Origin of the sequence: Vibrio sp. G-C-1 (genome assembly GCF_021728015.1) — a bacterium.
In the GTDB taxonomy this organism is placed as follows: Bacteria; Pseudomonadota; Gammaproteobacteria; order Enterobacterales; family Vibrionaceae; genus Vibrio; species Vibrio splendidus.
In genome coordinates, this window is the sequence record NZ_JAKKCR010000025.1 from 15070 (window position 1) to 34858 (window position 19789).

Annotated in this window: 13 protein-coding genes and 6 tRNA genes; 6 read left to right on the forward strand and 13 right to left on the reverse strand. The window is 44.3% G+C overall.

What is annotated here, in order from left to right:
- Positions 1–40: 40 nt before the first annotated feature.
- From L3V36_RS23155 to L3V36_RS23200, 10 genes are all read right to left on the reverse strand, one after another.
- Complete coding sequence (locus L3V36_RS23155; RefSeq protein WP_102448435.1) at positions 41–997, reverse strand: SPOR domain-containing protein; 957 nt, start codon at positions 995–997, stop codon at positions 41–43.
- 187 nt (positions 998–1184) lie between these two features.
- Positions 1185–2123 carry an ABC transporter permease gene (locus L3V36_RS23160; RefSeq protein WP_017089048.1) on the reverse strand — a complete coding sequence of 313 codons (939 nt, stop codon included), beginning with the start codon at positions 2121–2123 and terminating at the stop codon, positions 1185–1187.
- 2 nt (positions 2124–2125) lie between these two features.
- On the reverse strand, positions 2126–3103 hold the full coding sequence (locus L3V36_RS23165; protein ID WP_004735540.1) for an ABC transporter permease: 978 nt from the start codon (positions 3101–3103) through the stop codon (positions 2126–2128).
- 180 nt (positions 3104–3283) lie between these two features.
- Positions 3284–4837 (reverse strand): ABC transporter substrate-binding protein, encoded by a 1554-nt coding sequence (locus L3V36_RS23170; RefSeq protein WP_004735538.1) that lies wholly within the window; start codon positions 4835–4837, stop codon positions 3284–3286.
- 94 nt (positions 4838–4931) lie between these two features.
- On the reverse strand, positions 4932–6659 hold the full coding sequence (locus L3V36_RS23175; protein ID WP_017089050.1) for an ABC transporter ATP-binding protein: 1728 nt from the start codon (positions 6657–6659) through the stop codon (positions 4932–4934).
- 1263 nt (positions 6660–7922) lie between these two features.
- A tRNA-Pro gene (locus tag L3V36_RS23180) sits at positions 7923–7999 on the reverse strand.
- A gap of 55 nt (positions 8000–8054) precedes the next feature.
- A tRNA-His gene (locus L3V36_RS23185) sits at positions 8055–8130 on the reverse strand.
- A 44-nt stretch (positions 8131–8174) separates the two neighbouring features.
- Positions 8175–8251, reverse strand: a tRNA-Pro gene (locus L3V36_RS23190).
- Between the two features lie 77 nt (positions 8252–8328).
- Positions 8329–8404 (reverse strand) — tRNA-His (locus L3V36_RS23195).
- Between the two features lie 49 nt (positions 8405–8453).
- Positions 8454–8530, reverse strand: a tRNA-Arg gene (locus L3V36_RS23200).
- A gap of 296 nt (positions 8531–8826) precedes the next feature.
- Between L3V36_RS23200 and L3V36_RS23205 the strand changes: the two genes are divergently transcribed.
- On the forward strand, positions 8827–9240 hold the full coding sequence (locus L3V36_RS23205; RefSeq protein WP_208775718.1) for a cytochrome c5 family protein: 414 nt from the start codon (positions 8827–8829) through the stop codon (positions 9238–9240).
- Between the two features lie 95 nt (positions 9241–9335).
- Here L3V36_RS23205 and rep read toward each other — a convergent pair whose 3' ends face one another.
- Positions 9336–11354 (reverse strand): DNA helicase Rep, encoded by a 2019-nt coding sequence (gene rep, locus L3V36_RS23210; RefSeq protein ID WP_017077816.1) that lies wholly within the window; start codon positions 11352–11354, stop codon positions 9336–9338.
- A 180-nt stretch (positions 11355–11534) separates the two neighbouring features.
- Between rep and L3V36_RS23215 the strand changes: the two genes are divergently transcribed.
- The 4 genes from L3V36_RS23215 (at position 11535) to L3V36_RS23230 (ending at position 16746) form a co-directional block, all read left to right on the forward strand.
- Positions 11535–12116 (forward strand): TetR/AcrR family transcriptional regulator, encoded by a 582-nt coding sequence (locus L3V36_RS23215; protein WP_198137852.1) that lies wholly within the window; start codon positions 11535–11537, stop codon positions 12114–12116.
- Positions 12117–12134: 18 nt separating this feature from the next.
- Positions 12135–13241 (forward strand): efflux RND transporter periplasmic adaptor subunit, encoded by a 1107-nt coding sequence (locus L3V36_RS23220; protein ID WP_065682891.1) that lies wholly within the window; start codon positions 12135–12137, stop codon positions 13239–13241.
- 11 nt (positions 13242–13252) lie between these two features.
- A complete protein-coding gene (locus L3V36_RS23225; RefSeq protein WP_065682892.1) occupies positions 13253–16375 on the forward strand; it encodes a multidrug efflux RND transporter permease subunit in 3123 nt (1040 codons plus the stop codon).
- A 119-nt stretch (positions 16376–16494) separates the two neighbouring features.
- Positions 16495–16746, forward strand: a complete 252-nt coding sequence (locus tag L3V36_RS23230) for an accessory factor UbiK family protein (protein ID WP_004735787.1) — start codon at positions 16495–16497, stop codon at positions 16744–16746.
- Positions 16747–17020: 274 nt separating this feature from the next.
- Here the strand turns inward: L3V36_RS23230 and ilvC are convergent, their stop codons facing one another.
- A complete protein-coding gene (gene ilvC, locus L3V36_RS23235) occupies positions 17021–18505 on the reverse strand; it encodes a ketol-acid reductoisomerase (RefSeq protein WP_004735786.1) in 1485 nt (494 codons plus the stop codon).
- A gap of 146 nt (positions 18506–18651) precedes the next feature.
- Between ilvC and ilvY the strand changes: the two genes are divergently transcribed.
- On the forward strand, positions 18652–19542 hold the full coding sequence (gene ilvY, locus L3V36_RS23240; protein ID WP_029225377.1) for an HTH-type transcriptional activator IlvY: 891 nt from the start codon (positions 18652–18654) through the stop codon (positions 19540–19542).
- Between the two features lie 125 nt (positions 19543–19667).
- Here the strand turns inward: ilvY and L3V36_RS23245 are convergent.
- Positions 19668–19758: transfer RNA gene (locus L3V36_RS23245), tRNA-Ser, on the reverse strand.
- Positions 19759–19789: the final 31 nt, after the last annotated feature.

The following is a 19789-nucleotide window of genomic DNA, read 5'->3' on the forward strand; positions in this document are numbered from 1 at the left end:
CTGTGCCTTTCGGCCTACGGTAACTCCAAGACTCTTAACGCTACTTCACGCACATCACATTAAGCAATGAAGAACCTTTCAATTGGTTTACGTTTCCGTTGGTAAACAGGCCTTTCTTATCTGCGCCCCAATAAGGTAGATGCATTGGCCAGTTCTGTTTTTCCATAACTTTTGAGCTCAAGATGCTCTGCCATTGCTTTTCAGTCATCAGTTTCATGCTGACCTGATTACACACCAACTCAGCGCTATCGAAATCTAGGCGGCTCCAAGGCTTACCTTGCTCCATATAGAACTGCTGCTGATGGTCTAGAAGGTAAGGAATCGCATATTGGCTACCCGCAACATTGGCTGTCACACGGATTTCGATTTCCAAATCGTTGTCTGAATTCGCGTTACCGCTTGGTAGCGTCTGAATAGCTGCAGCACTCGTTACCGCTGCCGCTTGCTTCGCAGCCACAGGTTTCGGAGCAGGTTTTGGTTTTACAGGGGCCTTAGGCTTTACAGATTTTGACTCTGCCGGTTTTGCAACGATAGGCTGTGATGAGGTTTTCGACTTATCGACCATGCGAATAAAGGCTTCACCATAACCGGGAACCTTGCGCACCTGAGCTAGGTCTTTTCTCGCATCAGAGAAGGTAGAATAAGGTCCGATTAAGCAACGATAGTCTCCGCCTTCAGGCTTCATCCAAACGTTGGTCGAGATCTTCTCATATAGGGGCTTTGCTCGGTTCAGTGACAAAGGCTTATTCAGCAGACCACATTGAACCCAAAACAGCTCGTTATCTGAATGACGTTTAGGCGCCTTACTCCCCCAAACACCCTTGCCGATCGGACATGATTGCTCTAGCTGTGGTAATTGGTTAGTGCTTGCCTGAGTTGCATCACATAGAACCGACTCTGCACTCACTTGGCTCGAGACCAAAAGGGATGCAGCGATAAGCCCCATACGATAATTTCTCATCACAGCACGACATACAGCATTCATTGTCAATTTCATAACCACCACTTAAACCCTTACGGGCTAATTATTACCGAATCCATATCGATAAAACATGAATTCCATTTTAAGTATTATTGACACTATCAATGATACTAAGTTCCAGATCCATTAAGCAAAAAAAGAGCCGTAATTGCTTACGGCTCTTAATTTAGTGACTTTTTTATCTAAAAATCAATCAGAGCTATCACCCTTTATAAATTTTAGGGTTAAACACGTCACGTAACCAGTCGCCTAATAGGTTAATAACTAGAACCAATGTTATCAAAAGCACACCTGGGAATGCTGTGATCCACCATGCTCCTGAGAAAATGTAGTTAAAACCTGTACTGATCAGAGCACCCAGTGATGGTTGGTCTACCGGAAGACCTAAACCTAGGAAAGAAAGTGCCGCTTCTGACATGATGGCATTTGCCACCTGTACCGTAGAGATAACCAAAATTGGAGATAAACAGTTAGGCAGAATATGACGGAACATGATGCGAGGCGCTCTAAAGCCCATCACACGTGCCGCTTCTACGTATTCTTTCTTCTTCTCTGCCAATACCGATGCACGAATTGTACGAGCATACTGCGGCCATTCAGCAATACCGATGATCACCACCAGCATAACAACGGCATATTGCGCATAGAAGTCACTGCCGAAGCTAGCCTTAAAGATGGCCGAGACAATGATCGCAACCATCATGGTTGAGAACGAAAGCTGAACATCGGCAAAACGCATCAAGAAGCTATCAATACGGCCACCGAAGTAACCCGCAGACAGACCAATGATGATACCTAGAGTCAGCTGAAGGCCTACCGCTAGGAAACCGATCGTCAATGACAGACGCGAACCGTAAAGCATAGTAGATAAAATATCACGGCCTTGCTCATCCGTTCCGAGCAAGAAACGTTCTTCGCCATCTTCCATCCATGATGGTGGAAGCTCTGAATCCATGATATCAATCGATGTCACGTCGTACGGGTCTGTTGGCGCTAGAATAGGTGCTGCTAATGCCATCACTAAAAAGATTGAGAAAATGGCGAAACTCACCATTGCCACTTTGTCGCGTAAGAAGTAATACACAATGTCTGATTGCTTAAAACGTTCCCAGCGAGACGGCACTGTCGATGTCTGTTCCATGATTATGCTCCTTTCCCTGTGATGTTAACGGTTGGGTTGATAACACCGTAAAGCAAATCAACAATCGTGTTAGTCACTACGAAAATAAGACCAACAAAAATAACGTATGCGGTAATCAGTGGTGTATCTACACGGTTGATCGCTTCTAAAAATAAGAAACCTGTACCGGGCCACTGGAAAACCGTTTCAGTAAGAATGGTGTATGCCACCATAGTACCAATCTGAACACCACCAACAGTAAGAACCGGTAGCATGGTGTTTTTCAATGCGTGTTGGTAATAGATTTTGTTTAGCGCTAAGCCTTTCGCTTTACCAAACTTAATGTATTCAGAACTTAGAACCTCTAGCATTTCAGAACGAACTAGACGAATAAACAAAGGCAGCATGATAGATGCCAGTGCAATGCTCGGCAGTACTAAGTGTGCAAGGCCATCGAGCGTTAAGAAGCCAGACTCCCAACCAAACCAGTTTGCAGTATCACCACGTCCAAATGACGGTAGCCAACCTAGCTCAATAGAGAACACATACATCAGCATGATTGCAGTTAAGAAAACAGGTACCGAGATGCCGATACTACTGCCCGCCATGACCAATTTAGTGAAGAAACTTTTTGGGTGTATTGCAGAATAAACGCCTAATGGAATCGACAGACAAACAATAATCAGAGAAGCACCGAACACAAGTTCAAGCGTCGCGACCAATTTGTCTAAAATTACGTCCACAGCAGGGCGTTTAAAGAAATATGAAGTACCAAGATCACCTTGTAGGGCTGCGCCTATAAAGCGAGTATATTTTGTAACGAAGGGATCATTTAAGCCGAGTTCATCGCGTAGCGCTTGACGCTCCGCCTCTGAAACAGATTGACCGACTAACTCACGTAACGGGTCGCCCAGGTTATCCTGAATGGCAAACGCCACCAAACTGATCACAAACATCACTATCAGTGCCTGAAACAGGCGCTTGACCAGAAACGTAACCATTCCTTGCCCCTTATCTATCCATGACTGTCTAATCGAAATCCGCGACTAGACAACAAAAAATTCAGTCTTAAAAAAGGTATTTAGCCAGACTGAAGGAAGACCAAATACCGAAACTTAAATCTATATCTTAATAATATTGAGAGCCTGAAAGCTTCAGGCTCTCGATTCTAGCAAGCTAGATTATTTTACAACTAGGTCGCCGAAGTAAGGCATAACCATTGGGTTTACTACGTCTGCTGCACCTACGTTAGATTTCGCGCCCCACGCTTCACTTTGCCAGTGTAGAGGTACGAATACTGCATCGTTGTAAAGTGTTGCTTCAACGCCTTTCAGCATCTTAGAACGCTTAACAGGGTCAGTTTCAGTGTTAGAAGCTTCTACAATCGCATCCATTTCTGGGTTTGAGTAACCAGAACAGTTGTATTGACCACGGCCCGTCTCTTCGTTACGAGTCATTGTTAGGAACTCGTTGAAGTTAGCTGAATCTTCTGTATCTGAGTGCCAGCCGATCATCATCATGTCTGCTGAACATAGGTCAAACTCAGGCCAGTACTGTGCTTTAGGCATCGTCTTAAGATCAACTTTGATACCAATCTTAGACAGCATTGCCGCAGACGCTTGCGCTACTTTCGCATCGTTCACGTAACGGTTGTTAGGCGCTGCCATAGTTAGTGTAAAGCCATCTTCGTAGCCAGCTTCTTTCATCAGCTCTTTCGCTTTTTTCAGATCGTAACGAGGAACTAGATCTTCGTTGTGACCCGCGTAGCCTGTTGGGCTTTGCTGACCAGCAGCTGTCGCGAAACCTTTCATGATTTTCTTAACAATACCTTCATTGTTAATCGCATGAACGATTGCTTGACGAACGCGCACATCTTTCAGTGCTTCGTTGCTGTTTTGGTTCATTTGGAACGTAATGATACGAGTACCAGGTAGCGTTACTAGATCGATGTTCTTAGCGTTTTTAACACGCTTGTGATCGTTTGGTGCTACAGGGTGAATCATATCCACATCACCCGAAAGAAGTGCTGCTACACGCGTTGCATCTTCTTTGATTGGCACAAGTGTTAGCTTGTCTACGTTGCCTTCAGTTTCTGTGTCCCAGTAATCGTTGAAACGTTCGAACGTTACTTTAACGCCTTGCTCACGTTGAGTTACGATGAATGGGCCAGTACCTGAAACGTTAGTCGAAGCGAACGAGTTACCGTGCTTAACTAGCTCAGATTTATCATTACCTTCCGCTGTCTGACCAGAGTAGAACTTGCTGTCCATTGGGAAGATGTAAGTTGCTGTTTGTAGTACTAGTGGGTAAGCCGCTTTTGATATTAGCTCAACTGTGTAGTCATCCACTTTTACCATTTTTTCGTATGGCGTGAAGATAGACTTAAAGTCTGGAGAAGCTTGTAGACGTTCAAAAGTCCACACAACATCATCAGCAGTCAGTTCGTTACCAGAGTGGAATTTCACACCTTTACGTAGGTTAAAACGGAAAGTCGTATCATCAACACGCTCCCAGCTAGATGCTAGGCGGCCTTCAAAATCCATCTCTTGAGTGAAACGTACTAGAGGGTCAAACACCATGTGAGACATTTGCAGTGTGCCACCAGACAGCTGCTCGTGCGGGTCAAGTGATACTGGGTCAGCTGCGTAGCCAACGGTAATATCTGCTGCTGCTGCACTAAAGCTTAGGCCAGCTGCCATTAAAGCTACTGCTAATTTGCTTTTCATGGTTTTCATTGCATAACTCCTTCATGCGGGAATCCAGATCCCTAGTTGTTGTATTTGCGTCTGTTTATTGTTTTTAGCAAGCCAAACTCCAGCCTACTGATTTTTATATCGCGGCGTTTGCCACTGCTTTTTCTTCTCTTAAACCCGTGAATTCAGGCATTAAAGAAATTAGGTGTTTGCTGTATTCATGCTGAGGCGATTGGAACAGCTGCTCTGTTGGCGCTACTTCCAATAGTTCTCCCATTTGCATCACACCAACACGATCACACATTTGACGAATAACCGGTAAATCGTGACTGATGAACAGCATGGTTAGGTTGAGCTCGTCTTGTAAGTCTTTTAATAGATTAAGAATCTGAGCCTGTACCGACACATCCAACGCCGACGTAGGTTCATCACAAATCAGAAGACGTGGGCGAGTTGCCAAGGCGCGAGCGATAGAAATACGCTGACGTTGGCCACCTGAGAATTCGTGTGGGTATTTAACTCCAGCCATCTTGCCTAAACCAACGTGCTCTAGCAGGTCGTGAACGATCTGACGAGTTTCATTCTCGTTGCGCGTAAGTTTATGGAATCGGATAGGTTCAGCAATGATGTCGAAGATCTTCATTCGAGGGTTCATTGATGTGTATGGGTTTTGGAACACCATCTGCATTTGGCGGCGCATTGGGCGACGCTCTTTCTCAGACTTAAGCCCAGTAAGGTCAATACCTTCAAAGGTCACTTTGCCTGAGTTAGGTGCGTACAAGCCAGCAATCACACGAGCAATCGTTGATTTACCCGAACCAGATTCACCCACAAGACCAAAAGTTTCACCTTCGTGTACTTCAAAGCTCACATTGTTTGACGCCTGAACGTACTCACGACGACTCTCAAAGAAAGAATCCTTGGTAGTAAAGCGTAAGTTGACGTTTTCAACATTCAACAACGGGCCAGTGTAATCACGGTGATCTTGGCTTTGACCTAACCAGTGGTTTTTCACATCAAGTGGTTCCATCTCGTGCGCTTCTTCGATGTAGCTCACAAGAGGGAAACGATCGAGTTTACGATCTGAACGCGGAACCGCTGAGATAAGACTGTGCGTGTAAGGGTGTTCAGGAGTACCAAGGACTTTCGCCGTCGGGCCAAACTCAACTAAATCACCACGATACATAACCGCTACGCGATCGGTAACGTTAGATACGACACCCATGTCGTGCGTGACCAACATACAACCTACGTTCTTCTTAATACATAGGTCGCGAATTAAACCCAAAATCTGGTCTTGGATAGACACATCCAGTGCGGTTGTTGGTTCATCTGCGATGATTAAGTCAGGCTCACCGGCCAATGCGATCGCGATAACAACACGCTGACGCATACCGCCAGAGAATTGGTGTGGGTACTGCTTTAAACGGTTTTCTGGTTGCGGAATACCAACTTGGTTCATCAAGTCTAATGAGCGTTGGTAAGCTTCTTGATCCGAAACCTTCATGTTGGCATGAATCGTTTCTTTTAACTGCTGCTCTACTGTGAATAGAGGGTTAAGAGAAGTCATTGGGTCTTGGAAGATAAAACCAATCTTTGAGCCGCGAACAGAACGCATCTGTTCAGGAGATAGGCCAGAGACTTTTTCGCCATCCAAAAATACCTCGCCGCTAGCAATGCGACCAGGAGGGCTCAGTAGATCGATCACAGCATTGCCTACTGTTGATTTACCGGCACCAGACTCCCCTACAACGCCAACAATCTCACCACGTTCAATGTTGAACGAAAGCGATTTTACTGCTGCGTGAACTCCATGACGAGATGGGTATTCGATACGAAGATTTTTTACTTCTAAAAGTGACATTACCAGACCTCTACTGCTTTGGCAGCTCTCTGCCCTGTCTGCAAAATTGAATCCATTCTTACCAGAATATTGTTCTGATATTTTATACGGTTGACAATTTGGCAAATAATTCACAGAAAAGCAACAAAAATAGGATAAAAAGTCGACATTAAACGCTTAACAAGCAAAAGCACCACATAACTATTCACCCAGAGAGCATATAGTAATAAAAATCAACATTCTATTGTCGATAATAAATACTCACAAACCCCTTACTACCACTTACTTGTAGAGTTAAAACTATGGTTAAAAGCAGATCTCACTACCAGTCACTAAAAACAAATAATTATTCCAAAAAACAATTAACACTATAGAAACAAACGCTAATTTTTGTCATTTAAGCAAACAAAACAACCAGATAGAAGCACATTAACCATATATATTACCCCTAACATCATTTCAAGGAATACCAACCAGTGAAACGAAAGACTGACTAAAATGGAGACGATTTTGAGCGACTTGATGTAAAGAAAACTGTCAAATACAGGCCTTAGAGAACATATTTAGCGTCAAATTTCACTTTTCATAGAAATCTCTAGACCAAACCTATTAATTTGTCGAATGATTGGCGGTGAATTTTATATAAAATTAGATATCGATCAGCTCATTTAATAAAGCCGACACCTCTAGAAAGGCGCGATAGTCTAAAAAAAGGTACGAGTTCTCCTGATACAAAGGGTGGATTTTACGAAGGCCACATCAAGCAAGACATTGAAATATTTAGGGTATCAGTATTCAAAATCAAGAATAACTTCAACGACAGATGTCAAAAATCTCAACCTTTCGACTGAAGCCTCTATTGTGGTAAATAAAGAGAGGTTCGGCACGGAAGCGCTTCCTGTGGCCTGACGATCCATCAGCTTGCAGGCAACAAGCCCACGACCTTCTGGTCCAAACTATCTAAATTCCAGATGTAAAAAAGCCCCGTCATTTCTGACGCGGACGGCTAGTTGAGGCTTCTTAAGTGATCGGTGAAGAGACATTCTTAGAACATCAGGCGAACCCACTTGGGTTCTAATCTAGTGATCTACAGATGAAAAAAAGCTCATCATTTCTGATGAGCTTTCTTAAAGGTGGTCGGTGAAGAGGGGTTTGACGCGGCAGGGCTCCCTGCGGACTGGCGATCCACCGAGCTGGCGCACCAGCCCACGGACCTCTTGGCACCAAACTATCTAAATTCTAGACGTAAAAAAGCCCCGTCATTTCTGACGAGGCTTCTTAAGGTGGTCGGTGAAGAGGGATTCGAACCCCCGACCCTCTGGTCCCAAACCAGATGCGCTACCAAGCTGCGCTATTCACCGAGACGTTTTGTTTGATTTCTCAAACTGGGAACTTCAAAGAAGCTACCAAAATTAATGGGGTGGCTAACGAGATTCGAACTCGCGACCACCGGAATCACAATCCAGGGCTCTACCAACTGAGCTATAGCCACCACTAATTTTTTATATAACCGCTTAAAAGCGATTATTGAAATAGTGGTCGGTGAAGAGGGATTCGAACCCCCGACCCTCTGGTCCCAAACCAGATGCGCTACCAAGCTGCGCTATTCACCGACTAATTTTGTATCGACTCTTGGGAATAATGAATCAACACTGGAAGCCGAAGCTACCGATATTTTGTAAAGAAAGAATGGGGTGGCTAACGAGATTCGAACTCGCGACCACCGGAATCACAATCCAGGGCTCTACCAACTGAGCTATAGCCACCATTATTTCTTTTTTGCCAATTTCTCACTTACCGAAGTAAGAGACCGGATGGCGCGCCTGAAAGGATTCGAACCTTCGGCCTTTGGCTCCGGAGGCCAACGCTCTATCCAGCTGAGCTACAGGCGCATGCCCTGTCGGCGGAGTGGAATAATACGTATATCACCTAATGCCGTCTAGTACTTTTTTAACTTTTTTTTCTGTTTGGTCTCTTTTTCGACAGTTAATATGTGATAAACCCCTTATTTGAGTACTACAACCCGCCACAGCTTATAAGTTGTTGTTTATTGCAACAACTTATCGGGATATAATCACCCATTATTTACATTGGTTTAACAGTTGCTCTTTGCTGGTGAAGCCAAAACACCCTCCAACACTATAAATTGGTAAGCACGTACTTACCTTGGGAATGTAAAGTGAGTTTAATGGATATGTCTCGTCGAATTTTAAGCGTTGTCATCGCAGTTTTAACCTTTTCAACTGGCGCAATGGCTTCAGGCCTTAGCGAAGCAAAGCAAGATGCAATTGCTGAACGCATCAAACCAGTTGGTCAAGTTTACCTAGTCGGCAGCGAACCAGTAGTCGCAGAACCAACAGGCCCTCGTGATGGCGCAACAGTTTATGGTACCTTTTGTATCGCTTGTCACGCATCTGGCGTAAGTGGCGCACCTAAAACAGGTGATGCTGGTGATTGGGGACCTCGTATTGCTCAAGGTCGCGATATCCTAGCTAACCACGCAATCAACGGCTTTAATGCAATGCCAGCGAAAGGTTCATGTATGGACTGTTCAGACGACGAAATCAAAGATGCTATCGAGCACATGATTGCTGGTCTGTAATTTACCGATCTGTAATTAAAAATACCCAATTCAAAAAAGGTGACCCTATGGTCACCTTTTTATTTGTCTCTATTTAATGCTTTCAGAACCAAACGCTACTTTTTGTTGAACATCGCACGAATATTAGCAATATGTGCCTGTCCTTTTTCCATTCTTTCTTCAGCGGATTGTGGTTTCTTAACGCTTTCCCACTCCACATCCTCATGCGGCAACTCGTCAAGGAAGCGGCTTTGTGTTGGCTTAATCAATTCACCGTACTGACGACGTTCACGACACTTAGTAAAAGTCAGCTCTTTCTGCGCTCGCGTAATCCCTACATACATAAGGCGACGCTCTTCTTCTACATTACCTTCATCAACACTGGTTTGGTGTGGCAAGATGCCCTCTTCGGCCCCCATCAAGAATACATACGGAAACTCTAGGCCTTTCGAAGCGTGCAATGTCATTAGTTGAACTTGGTCTGCATCGTCATTATCTTCCCCACGCTCCATCATGTCGCGCAAAGTTAAACGTTGAACAACCTCTCGTAGCGTCTTCTCTTCTTTATCATAATTATCACCTTCGAGGTCGGCCACAATCCAGCTATAGAGATCAGACACGTTCTTCATTCGCATTTCAGCGGCTTTCGGGCTTGGAGAGGTTTCGTAGAGCCAATCTTCGTAATTAATGTCACGAACCAAAGAGCGAACCGCCTCAACTGTATTACCACGCTCTGCATTATCCGAGATACGAACAATCCAATCGCTGAAACGACGCAGGTTTTCCAAACCACGGCCCGTCAGCGTTTGCTCTAAGCCCATTTCGAAGCTGGCTTCAAACAGGCTTTTACCGCGCATGTTGGCGTAGCTGCCTAATTTTTCAAGCGTAACTGGGCCGATCTCACGACGTGGTGTGTTTACAATACGCAAGAAGGCATTGTCATCATCAGGGTTCACCAACACACGTAGGTAAGCCATGATGTCTTTAATTTCTGCTCTGGCGAAAAAGGATGTACCGCCTGAGATTTTGTAAGGCACACGGTTCTGCATCAAGGCTTTTTCAATCAAGCGAGATTGGTGGTTACCGCGGTAAAGCACTGCGTAATCTTTGTATTCTGTGCGATTCAAAAATTTGTGGGCGATGATCTCACCGGTAATACGCTCTGCTTCATGCTCTTCATTCTTAGCATTTAATACCTTGAGCTTTTCACCATCTGGGATCTCAGAGAACAGTGACTTCTCATAGACGTGCGGATTGTTGGCGATCAAGATATTCGCTGCTCGCAAAATTCGACTGGTCGAGCGGTAGTTTTGCTCTAATTTGATCAAACGTAGGTTAGGGTAATCCTCACCTAGCAGAACCAAGTTTTGTGGTTTTGCGCCACGCCATGAGTAAATAGATTGGTCATCATCACCTACGACCGTCAAACGACCACGTTCCCCCACCAGTAAACGAACCAACTCATATTGGCTAGTGTTGGTATCCTGATATTCATCGACCAGCAAATAACGAATACGAGACTGCCAGCGTTCACGCACTTCTTGATTGGTTTTCAGTAGCAATACTGGCATCGCAATCAGATCATCAAAATCGAGTGCGTTATAGGCTTTCATCTGTTTCTGATACATCTCAAAACAGAATGCAAACAACTGTTCTTGTTCACCTTGGGCCCTTGCTTTCGCTTGATCTGGCGTCAGCATGTCATTCTTCCAATTTGAGATGGTACTCATCAAAGAACGCAGCAGATCCTTATCACCATCGATCTGTGTTTCAGTTAGTTCTTTAAGTAGAGCTAACTGGTCTTGGTCATCAAATAACGAGAAGCCCGCTTTCAAACCCAGCGCTTTGTATTCTCGGCGAATGATAGTTAAACCCATGGTATGGAACGTTGAAACGATCAGACCTTTAGATTCACCTTTACCCAGAGTTTGACCCACACGCTCTTTCATCTCGCGTGCCGCTTTATTGGTAAAGGTTACCGCTGCAATATTACGAGCCTTGTAGCCACACTCTTGAACCAAGTAAGCAATCTTGTTGGTGATAACACGTGTTTTACCCGATCCAGCGCCCGCTAATACTAAGCAGGGACCAGAAACATACTTCACGGCTTCATCTTGTCTTGGGTTCAGTCTCATTTGATTCTCAATTTGGTCTAGAGGGGCGAATTCAATTGCGCGCCTATAATAATGCTGCAACACCACGAATGCTACGTTCTCTTATACAAGATTTTTACGCGACTTGTGTAAAACTTTGTTGCACATGTGTATGGTTCTTGGGCTATAATGAATGAACGTTCATTCACTGGTGATGGAATAATGACAACTCATGCACCTCAGGATAAACGCCAACAAATACTTTCTGCCGCTGAAAAACTCATTGCGGAGGTCGGCTTTCAAGGCCTTTCAATGCAAAAATTAGCCAAAGAGGCGGGAGTTGCTGCAGGCACTATCTACCGCTACTTCGACGATAAAGATCACTTGATAGATGATGTTCGAGTGCTCGTGACTCAACGAGTAGCAGATGCTGTTCAAGAAGGGGTTGATGATTCGGATCCAATTAAGCAACGCTACCGTACTATGTGGTTGAACATATGGAACTTAGCGGGAACGAACTTAGCCGCGATAAAAAATCGGGTTCAATATGACTCACTGCCCATCACAAATAGCCTAAACTTCAGGGAACTAGAACGTAAAATGTTTGCCCAAGTTGAGCTGCTATTTAATGAGGGTAAAGAGCAAGGACTGTTTAAACCACTTGATAATGAAGTATTAAGCGGCTTGAGCTTAGCGGCTAGTGTATCTCTAGCGCGAAAGCATTCTTTAGGATTTTACCAACTCGACGAGGCAGAACTAGAATCTGCAATAGAAGCCAGTTGGGATGCAATAATTAAACACTAGATCGGAGTTTTGACCATAATGAAAAAGTGGACTTTCTTCATGTTACTCATCGCTGTACTTCTTTTCGGCAGCGTTATTGGGTTCAACATGTTCAAACAACAAAAAATTGCTGAGTATATGGCCAACCGCCCTGAACCAGAGTTTCCAGTAACGGTTACTGAAGTTCAGCCGATCGACTGGGTTCCAGTAATTGAAGCTATCGGCTTCATCGAACCTAACCAAGGTGTCACGCTAGCGAATGAAACCAGCGGTGTTATTGACCAAATCTCTTTTGGTTCTGGTACTGATGTTAAAAATGACCAACTTCTTGTTCGTCTTGATTCTGGCGTAGAAAAGGCAAATCTAAAGAGTTCTGAAGCTCGCCTGCCTGCGGCAAAAGCAAAATACAAACGCTACCAAGGCCTGTATAAGAAAGGTTCTATTTCAAAAGAAGCATACGATGAAGCAGAAGCAAACTACTACTCTCTATCTGCTGATATTGAAAGCCTAAAAGCATCTATCGAACGCCGTGAAATTCGTGCTCCTTTCGATGGCAAAGTGGGTATTCGTAACGTGTACCTAGGTCAATACCTGCAATCAGGTACAGATATCGTTCGTTTAGAAGATACCAGTGTGATGCGCCTACGCTTTACGGTATCTCAAACAGATATCTCTCGTATCAATGTTGGTCAGGCTATCGACATCTTTGTTGATGCTTACCCAGAGAAACCGTTTGAAGGCTCTATCAGTGCCATTGAACCCGCAGTAAGTATCCAAAGTGGTCTTATTCAAGTTCAAGCAGACATTCCAAACAATGATGGCAAGCTTCGTAGCGGCATGTTTGCGCGTGCTAACATCATTCTGCCTAAGCTAGAGAACCAAGTAACGTTGCCTCAAACAGCGATTACTTTCACTCTATATGGTGACAATGTTTACATCCTGACGGAAGAAGACGGCGTTCAACGTGTTGCTCAACATGTTGTAAAAGTAGGTGAGCGTACCGCTGAGATTGCACACATCCTTGAAGGCGTTAAAGCCGGTGATACGATTGTAACTTCTGGCCAAGTACGTCTAAGTAACGGTGCCAAAGTTAAGGTTGTTGAAAGTGATGCAATCACTCCACCATCTGAAACACCTAAGCTGTAACTGGAGGCACAATGCGCTTTACTGATGTTTTTATTAAACGTCCAGTTCTAGCGGTATCCATCAGCTTTTTGATTGCTCTGCTTGGCTTACAAGCAATCTTCAAAATGCAGGTGCGTGAATACCCTGAAATGACGAATACCGTCGTAACCGTAACCACGAGTTACTACGGTGCAAGTGCCGATCTTATCCAAGGCTTTATCACCCAGCCCCTCGAACAAGCTGTGGCTCAAGCGGATAATATCGACTATATGACTTCTTCTTCTGTACTTGGTAGTTCTACGATTACCGTAAACATGAAGTTGAACACCGACCCAAATGCGGCGTTGTCAGACATACTGGCCAAGACAAACTCGGTACGGTCTCAGCTCCCTAAAGAAGCCGAAGATCCAACCGTAACTATGTCGACCGGTTCAACGACCGCGGTACTTTATATTGGTTTTACCAGTGATGAACTCGTATCAAGCCAAATTACCGATTATCTAGAGCGTGTAATCAACCCGCAGCTATTTACGGTAAATGGTGTATCTAAAGTCGACCTATATGGTGGTATGAAATACGCACTGCGCGTATGGCTAGATCCGTCAAAAATGGCAGCTGTTAACCTCACCGCTACTGATGTTATGTCGGTATTGGATGCCAACAACTACCAATCAGCGACAGGTCAAGCTACTGGCGAATTCGTTCTTTATAACGGCAGTGCCGATACGCAAGTATCAAACACTGAAGAGCTAGAGAACTTAGTCGTTAAAAGTGGCGAGGGTGAAATTATTCGCCTGTCTGACATCGCTAAGGTTTCTTTAGAAAAAAGCCACGATATTTACCGAGCGAGTGCAAACGGTAAGGAAGCGGTTGTTGCAGCAATTAACGCGGCACCAAGTGCGAACCCTATCAACATTGCCGCTGATGTCCTTGAGCTTCTACCTCAATTAGAGAAGAACCTTCCAAGTAACATCTCGATGAATATCATGTATGACTCGACTATTGCGATTAATGAATCCATTCAAGAGGTTATTAAAACCATTCTTGAAGCGGCATTAATTGTACTCGTCGTAATTACTTTGTTCTTAGGTTCATTCCGTGCGGTTCTTATCCCGATCGTTACTATCCCACTGTCTCTAATTGGTGTGGCTATGGTAATGCAGGCGATGGGCTTCTCTTGGAACCTAATGACGCTACTGGCAATGGTACTGGCTATCGGCTTAGTAGTTGATGATGCCATCGTTGTATTGGAAAACGTCGACCGGCATATAAAATTAGGGGAGTCTCCTTTCCGAGCTGCCATCATCGGTACTCGTGAAATTGCAGTACCCGTTATCGCAATGACATTAACGCTAGGTGCAGTATATGCTCCTATCGCAATGATGGGTGGTATCACAGGCTCGTTGTTTAAAGAGTTTGCACTAACCCTTGCTGGTGCTGTTTTTGTATCGGGCATTGTGGCGTTAACGTTATCGCCAATGATGTGTTCAAAAATGCTCAAAGCTCACGCCGAGCCAAGCAAGTTTGAGCAGAAAGTACATAGCGTACTAGACGGCATGACCAATCGCTACGAGCGTATGCTTGGCGCGGTAATGCAGCATCGCCCAGTCTTCATTGGCTTCGCTATCATCGTATTTGCAAGTTTGCCACTGTTATTCAAGTTCATCCCTAGTGAGTTAGCGCCTTCAGAAGATAAAGGTGTAATCATGCTTATGGGTACAGCACCTTCGAATGCGAACTTGGACTACATGCAAAACACCATGAATGACGTAAACAGCCTTCTGTCTGATCAGCCAGAAGTAGCGTATGCGCAGGTGTTTACAGGTGTTCCTAATGCAAACCAAGCTTTTGGTATCGCATCAATGGTTCCATGGAGTGAGCGTGAAGCAAGCCAGTCTGAAGTAGCAAACCGTGTTGGTAACTTGGTGAAAGATGTTCCTGGTATGGCCGTAACAGCCTTCCAAATGCCAGAACTTCCAGGTGCAGGTTCAGGCCTTCCTGTTCAGTTTGTTATTACAACACCGAACAGCTTCGAGAGCCTATTCCAAATTACGACAGAGATCTTAGCCGAAGTATCGACAAACCCGCTGTTCGTTTATTCAGATCTTGATTTGAATTACGACTCAGCAACGATGAAGATCCATATCGACAAAGACAAAGCGGGTGCTTACGGCGTGACGATGCAAGACATTGGTATCACTCTAGGTACTATGATGTCTGATGGTTACGTAAACCGTATCGACTTGAATGGTCGTTCTTACGAGGTTATCCCTCAAGTTGAACGTAAATTCCGTTTAAACCCTGAATCGATGAACAACTACTATGTTCGTGGCGCAGATGGTAAAGCAATTCCTCTAGGCAGTTTAATTACGATTGATGTTGTGGCAGAGCCTCGCTCTCTTCCTCACTTCAACCAATTAAACTCAGCAACGATTGGTGCAGTACCTGCTCCTGGCGCAGCCATGGGTGATGCTATCAATTGGTTTGAAGACATTGCAGCAACTAAGCTACCAAGCGGTTACAACCATGACTACATGGGTGAGGCTCGTCAGTACGTAACAGAAGGTAGCGCACTATACGCGACCTTTGGTTTAGCGTTGGCTATCATCTTCTTGGTATTGGCGATTCAGTTTGAATCTCTAAAAGATCCACTGGTTATCATGGTATCTGTACCACTGGCGATTTGTGGTGCCCTAATAGCTCTAGCTTGGGGTGCGGCGACGATGAACATCTACTCGCAAGTTGGTTTGATCACCTTGGTCGGCCTGATTACCAAGCACGGTATCTTGATCTGTGAGGTAGCGAAAGAAGAACAGCTACACAATCACAAGACTCGTATTGAAGCGGTAATGGAAGCGGCGAAGGTTCGTCTTCGTCCAATCCTGATGACAACGGCTGCGATGATCGCGGGTCTAATCCCACTGATGTACGCAAGTGGTGCGGGTGCGGCTCAGCGTTTCAGTATTGGTATCGTAATCGTTGCAGGTCTAGCGATTGGTACTATCTTCACTCTGTTTGTACTGCCAGTGATTTACAGCTACTTGGCTGAAAAACACAAACCTCTACCTGTATTTGTTGAAGACAAAGACCTAGAAAAGCTAGCTCGCGTCGATGAAGCAAAAGCAGCGCACAGAGAATTAGCTGATAATAAGTAATCACTAAGTCGTAATTACAATAAAAAGGCTACTTCGGTGGCTTTTTTTTGTACGCCATAGGCGACATATCAAGTGTGATTAAATAGAATAGTGATAAATATTCAGGAGTTTTAATTGATATGTTTGATCCAAAAAAACTAGAGCAGATTGCTAAGCAGATCCACGATTCTATGCCTCAACCAGTAAAAGAGCTTGGTTCAGACGTAGATCAAAAAGTTCGTCAGGTTATCCAAGGCCAACTGAACAAGCTAGACGTTGTAAGCCGTGAAGAATTTGATGTTCAAACACAAGTACTACTGCGCACTCGCCAAAAGCTGACTGAAATGGAACAAAAGCTAACGGACTTAGAAGCAAAGATTGCCGACAAGTAAGCGTAAAGCAAGAAAACTGAAAGGGTTGGTGTGAAAGCACCAACCCTTTTGTATTTCTGAAGATCAATCAAGAACTGAAAGTCGACAAAGACTGATCAAACAATGTTCATTTGATTGATTTTTAAGACTTTGTTACTAAAAGCAAAAAGGCTTGGTCAACGGCGACCAAGCCTTTTCATTAGATGTTGTGTTGCTTATTTATAACTCCAACCTGTAAGGAGTTAGTGATACTGCTTCGCTTTTTCTGCAAATTTATCAGTATCTAAGCGACTAATTAACCGCCTACAGCGATGCGCTTCATGTCGCTCATGTAGCTACGTAGCTCTTCACCAATGTACTCTACAGGGTGGTTACGGATAGCTTCGTTTACTTCAATTAGCTTAGCGTTATCAACTTGGTTAGATGTTTCACCTAGACCGCGGCCGATTACGTCAGTTGCTACTGAAGGCATGAACTTCTCACGTAGTAACGGTGTTGCTACGTTAGCGAATAGGTAGTTACCGTACTCAGCAGTATCTGAGATTACAACGTTCATTTCGTAAAGACGCTTACGAGCAACTGTGTTTGCGATTAGTGGAAGCTCATGTAGAGATTCGTAGTAAGCAGACTCATCGATGATACCAGATGCAGTCATAGCTTCGAATGCTAGCTCAACACCGGCACGAACCATAGCAACCATTAAGATACCGTTATCGAAGTACTCTTGCTCTGAGATTTCTACGTCAGAAGTTGGGTAGTTTTCAAATGCAGTTGCACCTGTCTCTTCACGCCAGCCTAGTAGGTTCACGTCATCGTTCGCCCAGTCAGCCATCATAGTGCTAGAGAAGTGACCAGAGATGATGTCATCCATGTGCTTATTGTAAAGTGGACGCATTAGGTCTTTAAGCTCTTCAGAAAGCTCAAACGCTTTAACTTTAGCTGGGTTAGATAGACGGTCCATCATGTGAGTTACGCCACCGAACTTAAGTGCTTCAGTAATCGTTTCCCAACCGTATTGTAGAAGTTTACCTGCGTAGCCAGGTTCGATGCCATCAGCAATCATCTTCTCGTAAGATACGATAGAGCCGGCTTGTAGCATGCCACATAGAATTGTTTGCTCACCCATAAGGTCAGATTTAACTTCAGCTACGAATGAAGACTCTAGGCAACCTGCACGGTGACCACCAGTACCTGCAGCCCAAGCTTTAGCGATATCCCAGCCTTCGCCTTTAGGGTCATTTTCTGGGTGAACAGCGATCAGCGTTGGAACACCGAAGCCACGCTTGTACTCTTCGCGAACTTCAGAACCTGGACACTTAGGTGCAACCATTACTACAGTAAGGTCAGCACGTAATTGCATGCCTTCTTCAACAACGTTAAAGCCGTGAGAGTAACCAAGAGCAGCGCCTTGCTTCATTAGAGGCATTACTGTTTCAACAACGTTTGTATGTTGTTTGTCTGGAGTAAGGTTGATAACTAGATCTGCTTGAGGGATTAGCGTTTCGTAGCTACCCACAACAAAGCCGTTTTCATCAGCGTTTTTGAATGATTGACGCTTTTCATCAATTGCCGCTTGGCGTAGAGCGTAAGATACGTCTAGGCCAGAATCACGCATGTTCAGACCTTGGTTTAGGCCTTGAGCACCACAACCAACAATTACGATTTTCTTACCTTCAAGATATTCAGCTTCTGTCGTGAATTCTTCACGATCCATGAAGCGGCAACGACCTAATTGGTCTAGTTGTTCACGAAGGTTTAATGTATTGAAATAGTTAGCCATTCTAGGGCACTCCTTTAAAAATAAGTCCGTAAGGTCGATATCTCTCTATCGAATGACTTCATACTAAAACAGACACTCCGTTGCTGAAAGTGATATATTCACAATTAGTTATTGCAATAAATGCAACATGGAAACGATCGCAAAACATGAACATAAAATCTCTACAATTATTTATACATTTATGTGATAGCAAGAGTTTCAGCAAAACCGCTGCTGCTATGCACGTCAGTCCTTCAGCACTTAGTCGTCAAGTACAAAAGCTTGAAGAAGAAACGGGGCAAGAATTGCTTATCAGAGATAACCGCAGTGTTGATCTCACTCCAGCAGGAAAGCACCTATTGCCAGTAGCATTAAGCATCGTTGGAGAGTGGCAGCAATACAATCTTCACCTGAAAGGTGGTGAGCAAGAACTTAAAGGTGAGATTCGCATATTTTGCTCGGTAACGGCTAGCTATAGCCACCTACCTGAGCTCATAACTGAATTCAGAGCTATTCATCCGTACATTGAATTTAAGCTCTCTACAGGCGATCCGGCTCAATCTATCGACAAGATTTTAAATGATGAAGCAGATATTGCTATCTCAGCGAAGCCAGACATTCTTCCCTCAAGGTTAGAGTTCGAAACCATCAGCGATATACCACTGTCAGTCATCATCCCATCCGGTGTGAGTAGTTTTAGCCAGCAGCTGCAATCAGAGAAACCAAACTGGAATGAAGTACCTTTTATCATCCCAGAAGCAGGTACTGCACGAGAACGTGCGAACGCATGGTTCAAAAAGATGAAGATAAAACCCAATATTTACGCTCAGGTATCTGGTCATGAAGCGATCGTCAGTATGGTTGCCCTTGGTTGTGGGGTTGGTATTGCGCCAGACGTTGTAATCAACAACAGTCCTGTGAGAGATAAAGTCGACCGCTTAAAAATAGAGCCAATCAAGCCGTTTGAATTGGGAGTGTGCTGTAAGCGATCGCAGTTAGAAAATCCGTTAATTAGAGCATTTTGGCAGGTAGCTGAAGGTAAATACCTTCAAGACTAGTTATCTATAAGTGATAACAAGCAAGTGTGGAGTCACAGATAAAGAGCACCTTAGTGCTCTTTTTTGTTTTTCTAAACGACAAATATGAAAAAAGCCCGCTGATTTCTCAGCGGGCTTTTCAATGGTGGTGGAGGGATAGGGATTTGAACCCTAGAACCGCTATTAACGGTTGCCGGTTTTCAAGACCGGTGCTTTCGACCACTCAGCCATCCCTCCAACAAATTGTCATCAATAGATTAGTACACTA

Excerpts from the sequence above, each read along its gene's own strand:
- L3V36_RS23215 (WP_198137852.1), top strand. The coding sequence starts at position 11,535 with ATGACAACTCATGCACCTCAGGATAAACGCCAACAAATACTTTCTGCC.
- rep (WP_017077816.1), bottom strand. The coding sequence starts at position 11,354 with ATGAGACTGAACCCAAGACAAGATGAAGCCGTGAAGTATGTTTCTGGT.
- L3V36_RS23205 (WP_208775718.1), top strand. The coding sequence starts at position 8,827 with ATGGATATGTCTCGTCGAATTTTAAGCGTTGTCATCGCAGTTTTAACC.
- ilvY (WP_029225377.1), top strand. The coding sequence starts at position 18,652 with ATGAACATAAAATCTCTACAATTATTTATACATTTATGTGATAGCAAG.
- ilvC (WP_004735786.1), bottom strand. The coding sequence starts at position 18,505 with ATGGCTAACTATTTCAATACATTAAACCTTCGTGAACAACTAGACCAA.
- L3V36_RS23155 (WP_102448435.1), bottom strand. The coding sequence starts at position 997 with ATGAAATTGACAATGAATGCTGTATGTCGTGCTGTGATGAGAAATTAT.
- L3V36_RS23165 (WP_004735540.1), bottom strand. The coding sequence starts at position 3,103 with ATGGTTACGTTTCTGGTCAAGCGCCTGTTTCAGGCACTGATAGTGATG.
- L3V36_RS23220 (WP_065682891.1), top strand. The coding sequence starts at position 12,135 with ATGAAAAAGTGGACTTTCTTCATGTTACTCATCGCTGTACTTCTTTTC.
- L3V36_RS23230 (WP_004735787.1), top strand. The coding sequence starts at position 16,495 with ATGTTTGATCCAAAAAAACTAGAGCAGATTGCTAAGCAGATCCACGAT.
- L3V36_RS23160 (WP_017089048.1), bottom strand. The coding sequence starts at position 2,123 with ATGGAACAGACATCGACAGTGCCGTCTCGCTGGGAACGTTTTAAGCAA.
- L3V36_RS23175 (WP_017089050.1), bottom strand. The coding sequence starts at position 6,659 with ATGTCACTTTTAGAAGTAAAAAATCTTCGTATCGAATACCCATCTCGT.
- L3V36_RS23225 (WP_065682892.1), top strand. The coding sequence starts at position 13,253 with ATGCGCTTTACTGATGTTTTTATTAAACGTCCAGTTCTAGCGGTATCC.
- L3V36_RS23170 (WP_004735538.1), bottom strand. The coding sequence starts at position 4,837 with ATGAAAACCATGAAAAGCAAATTAGCAGTAGCTTTAATGGCAGCTGGC.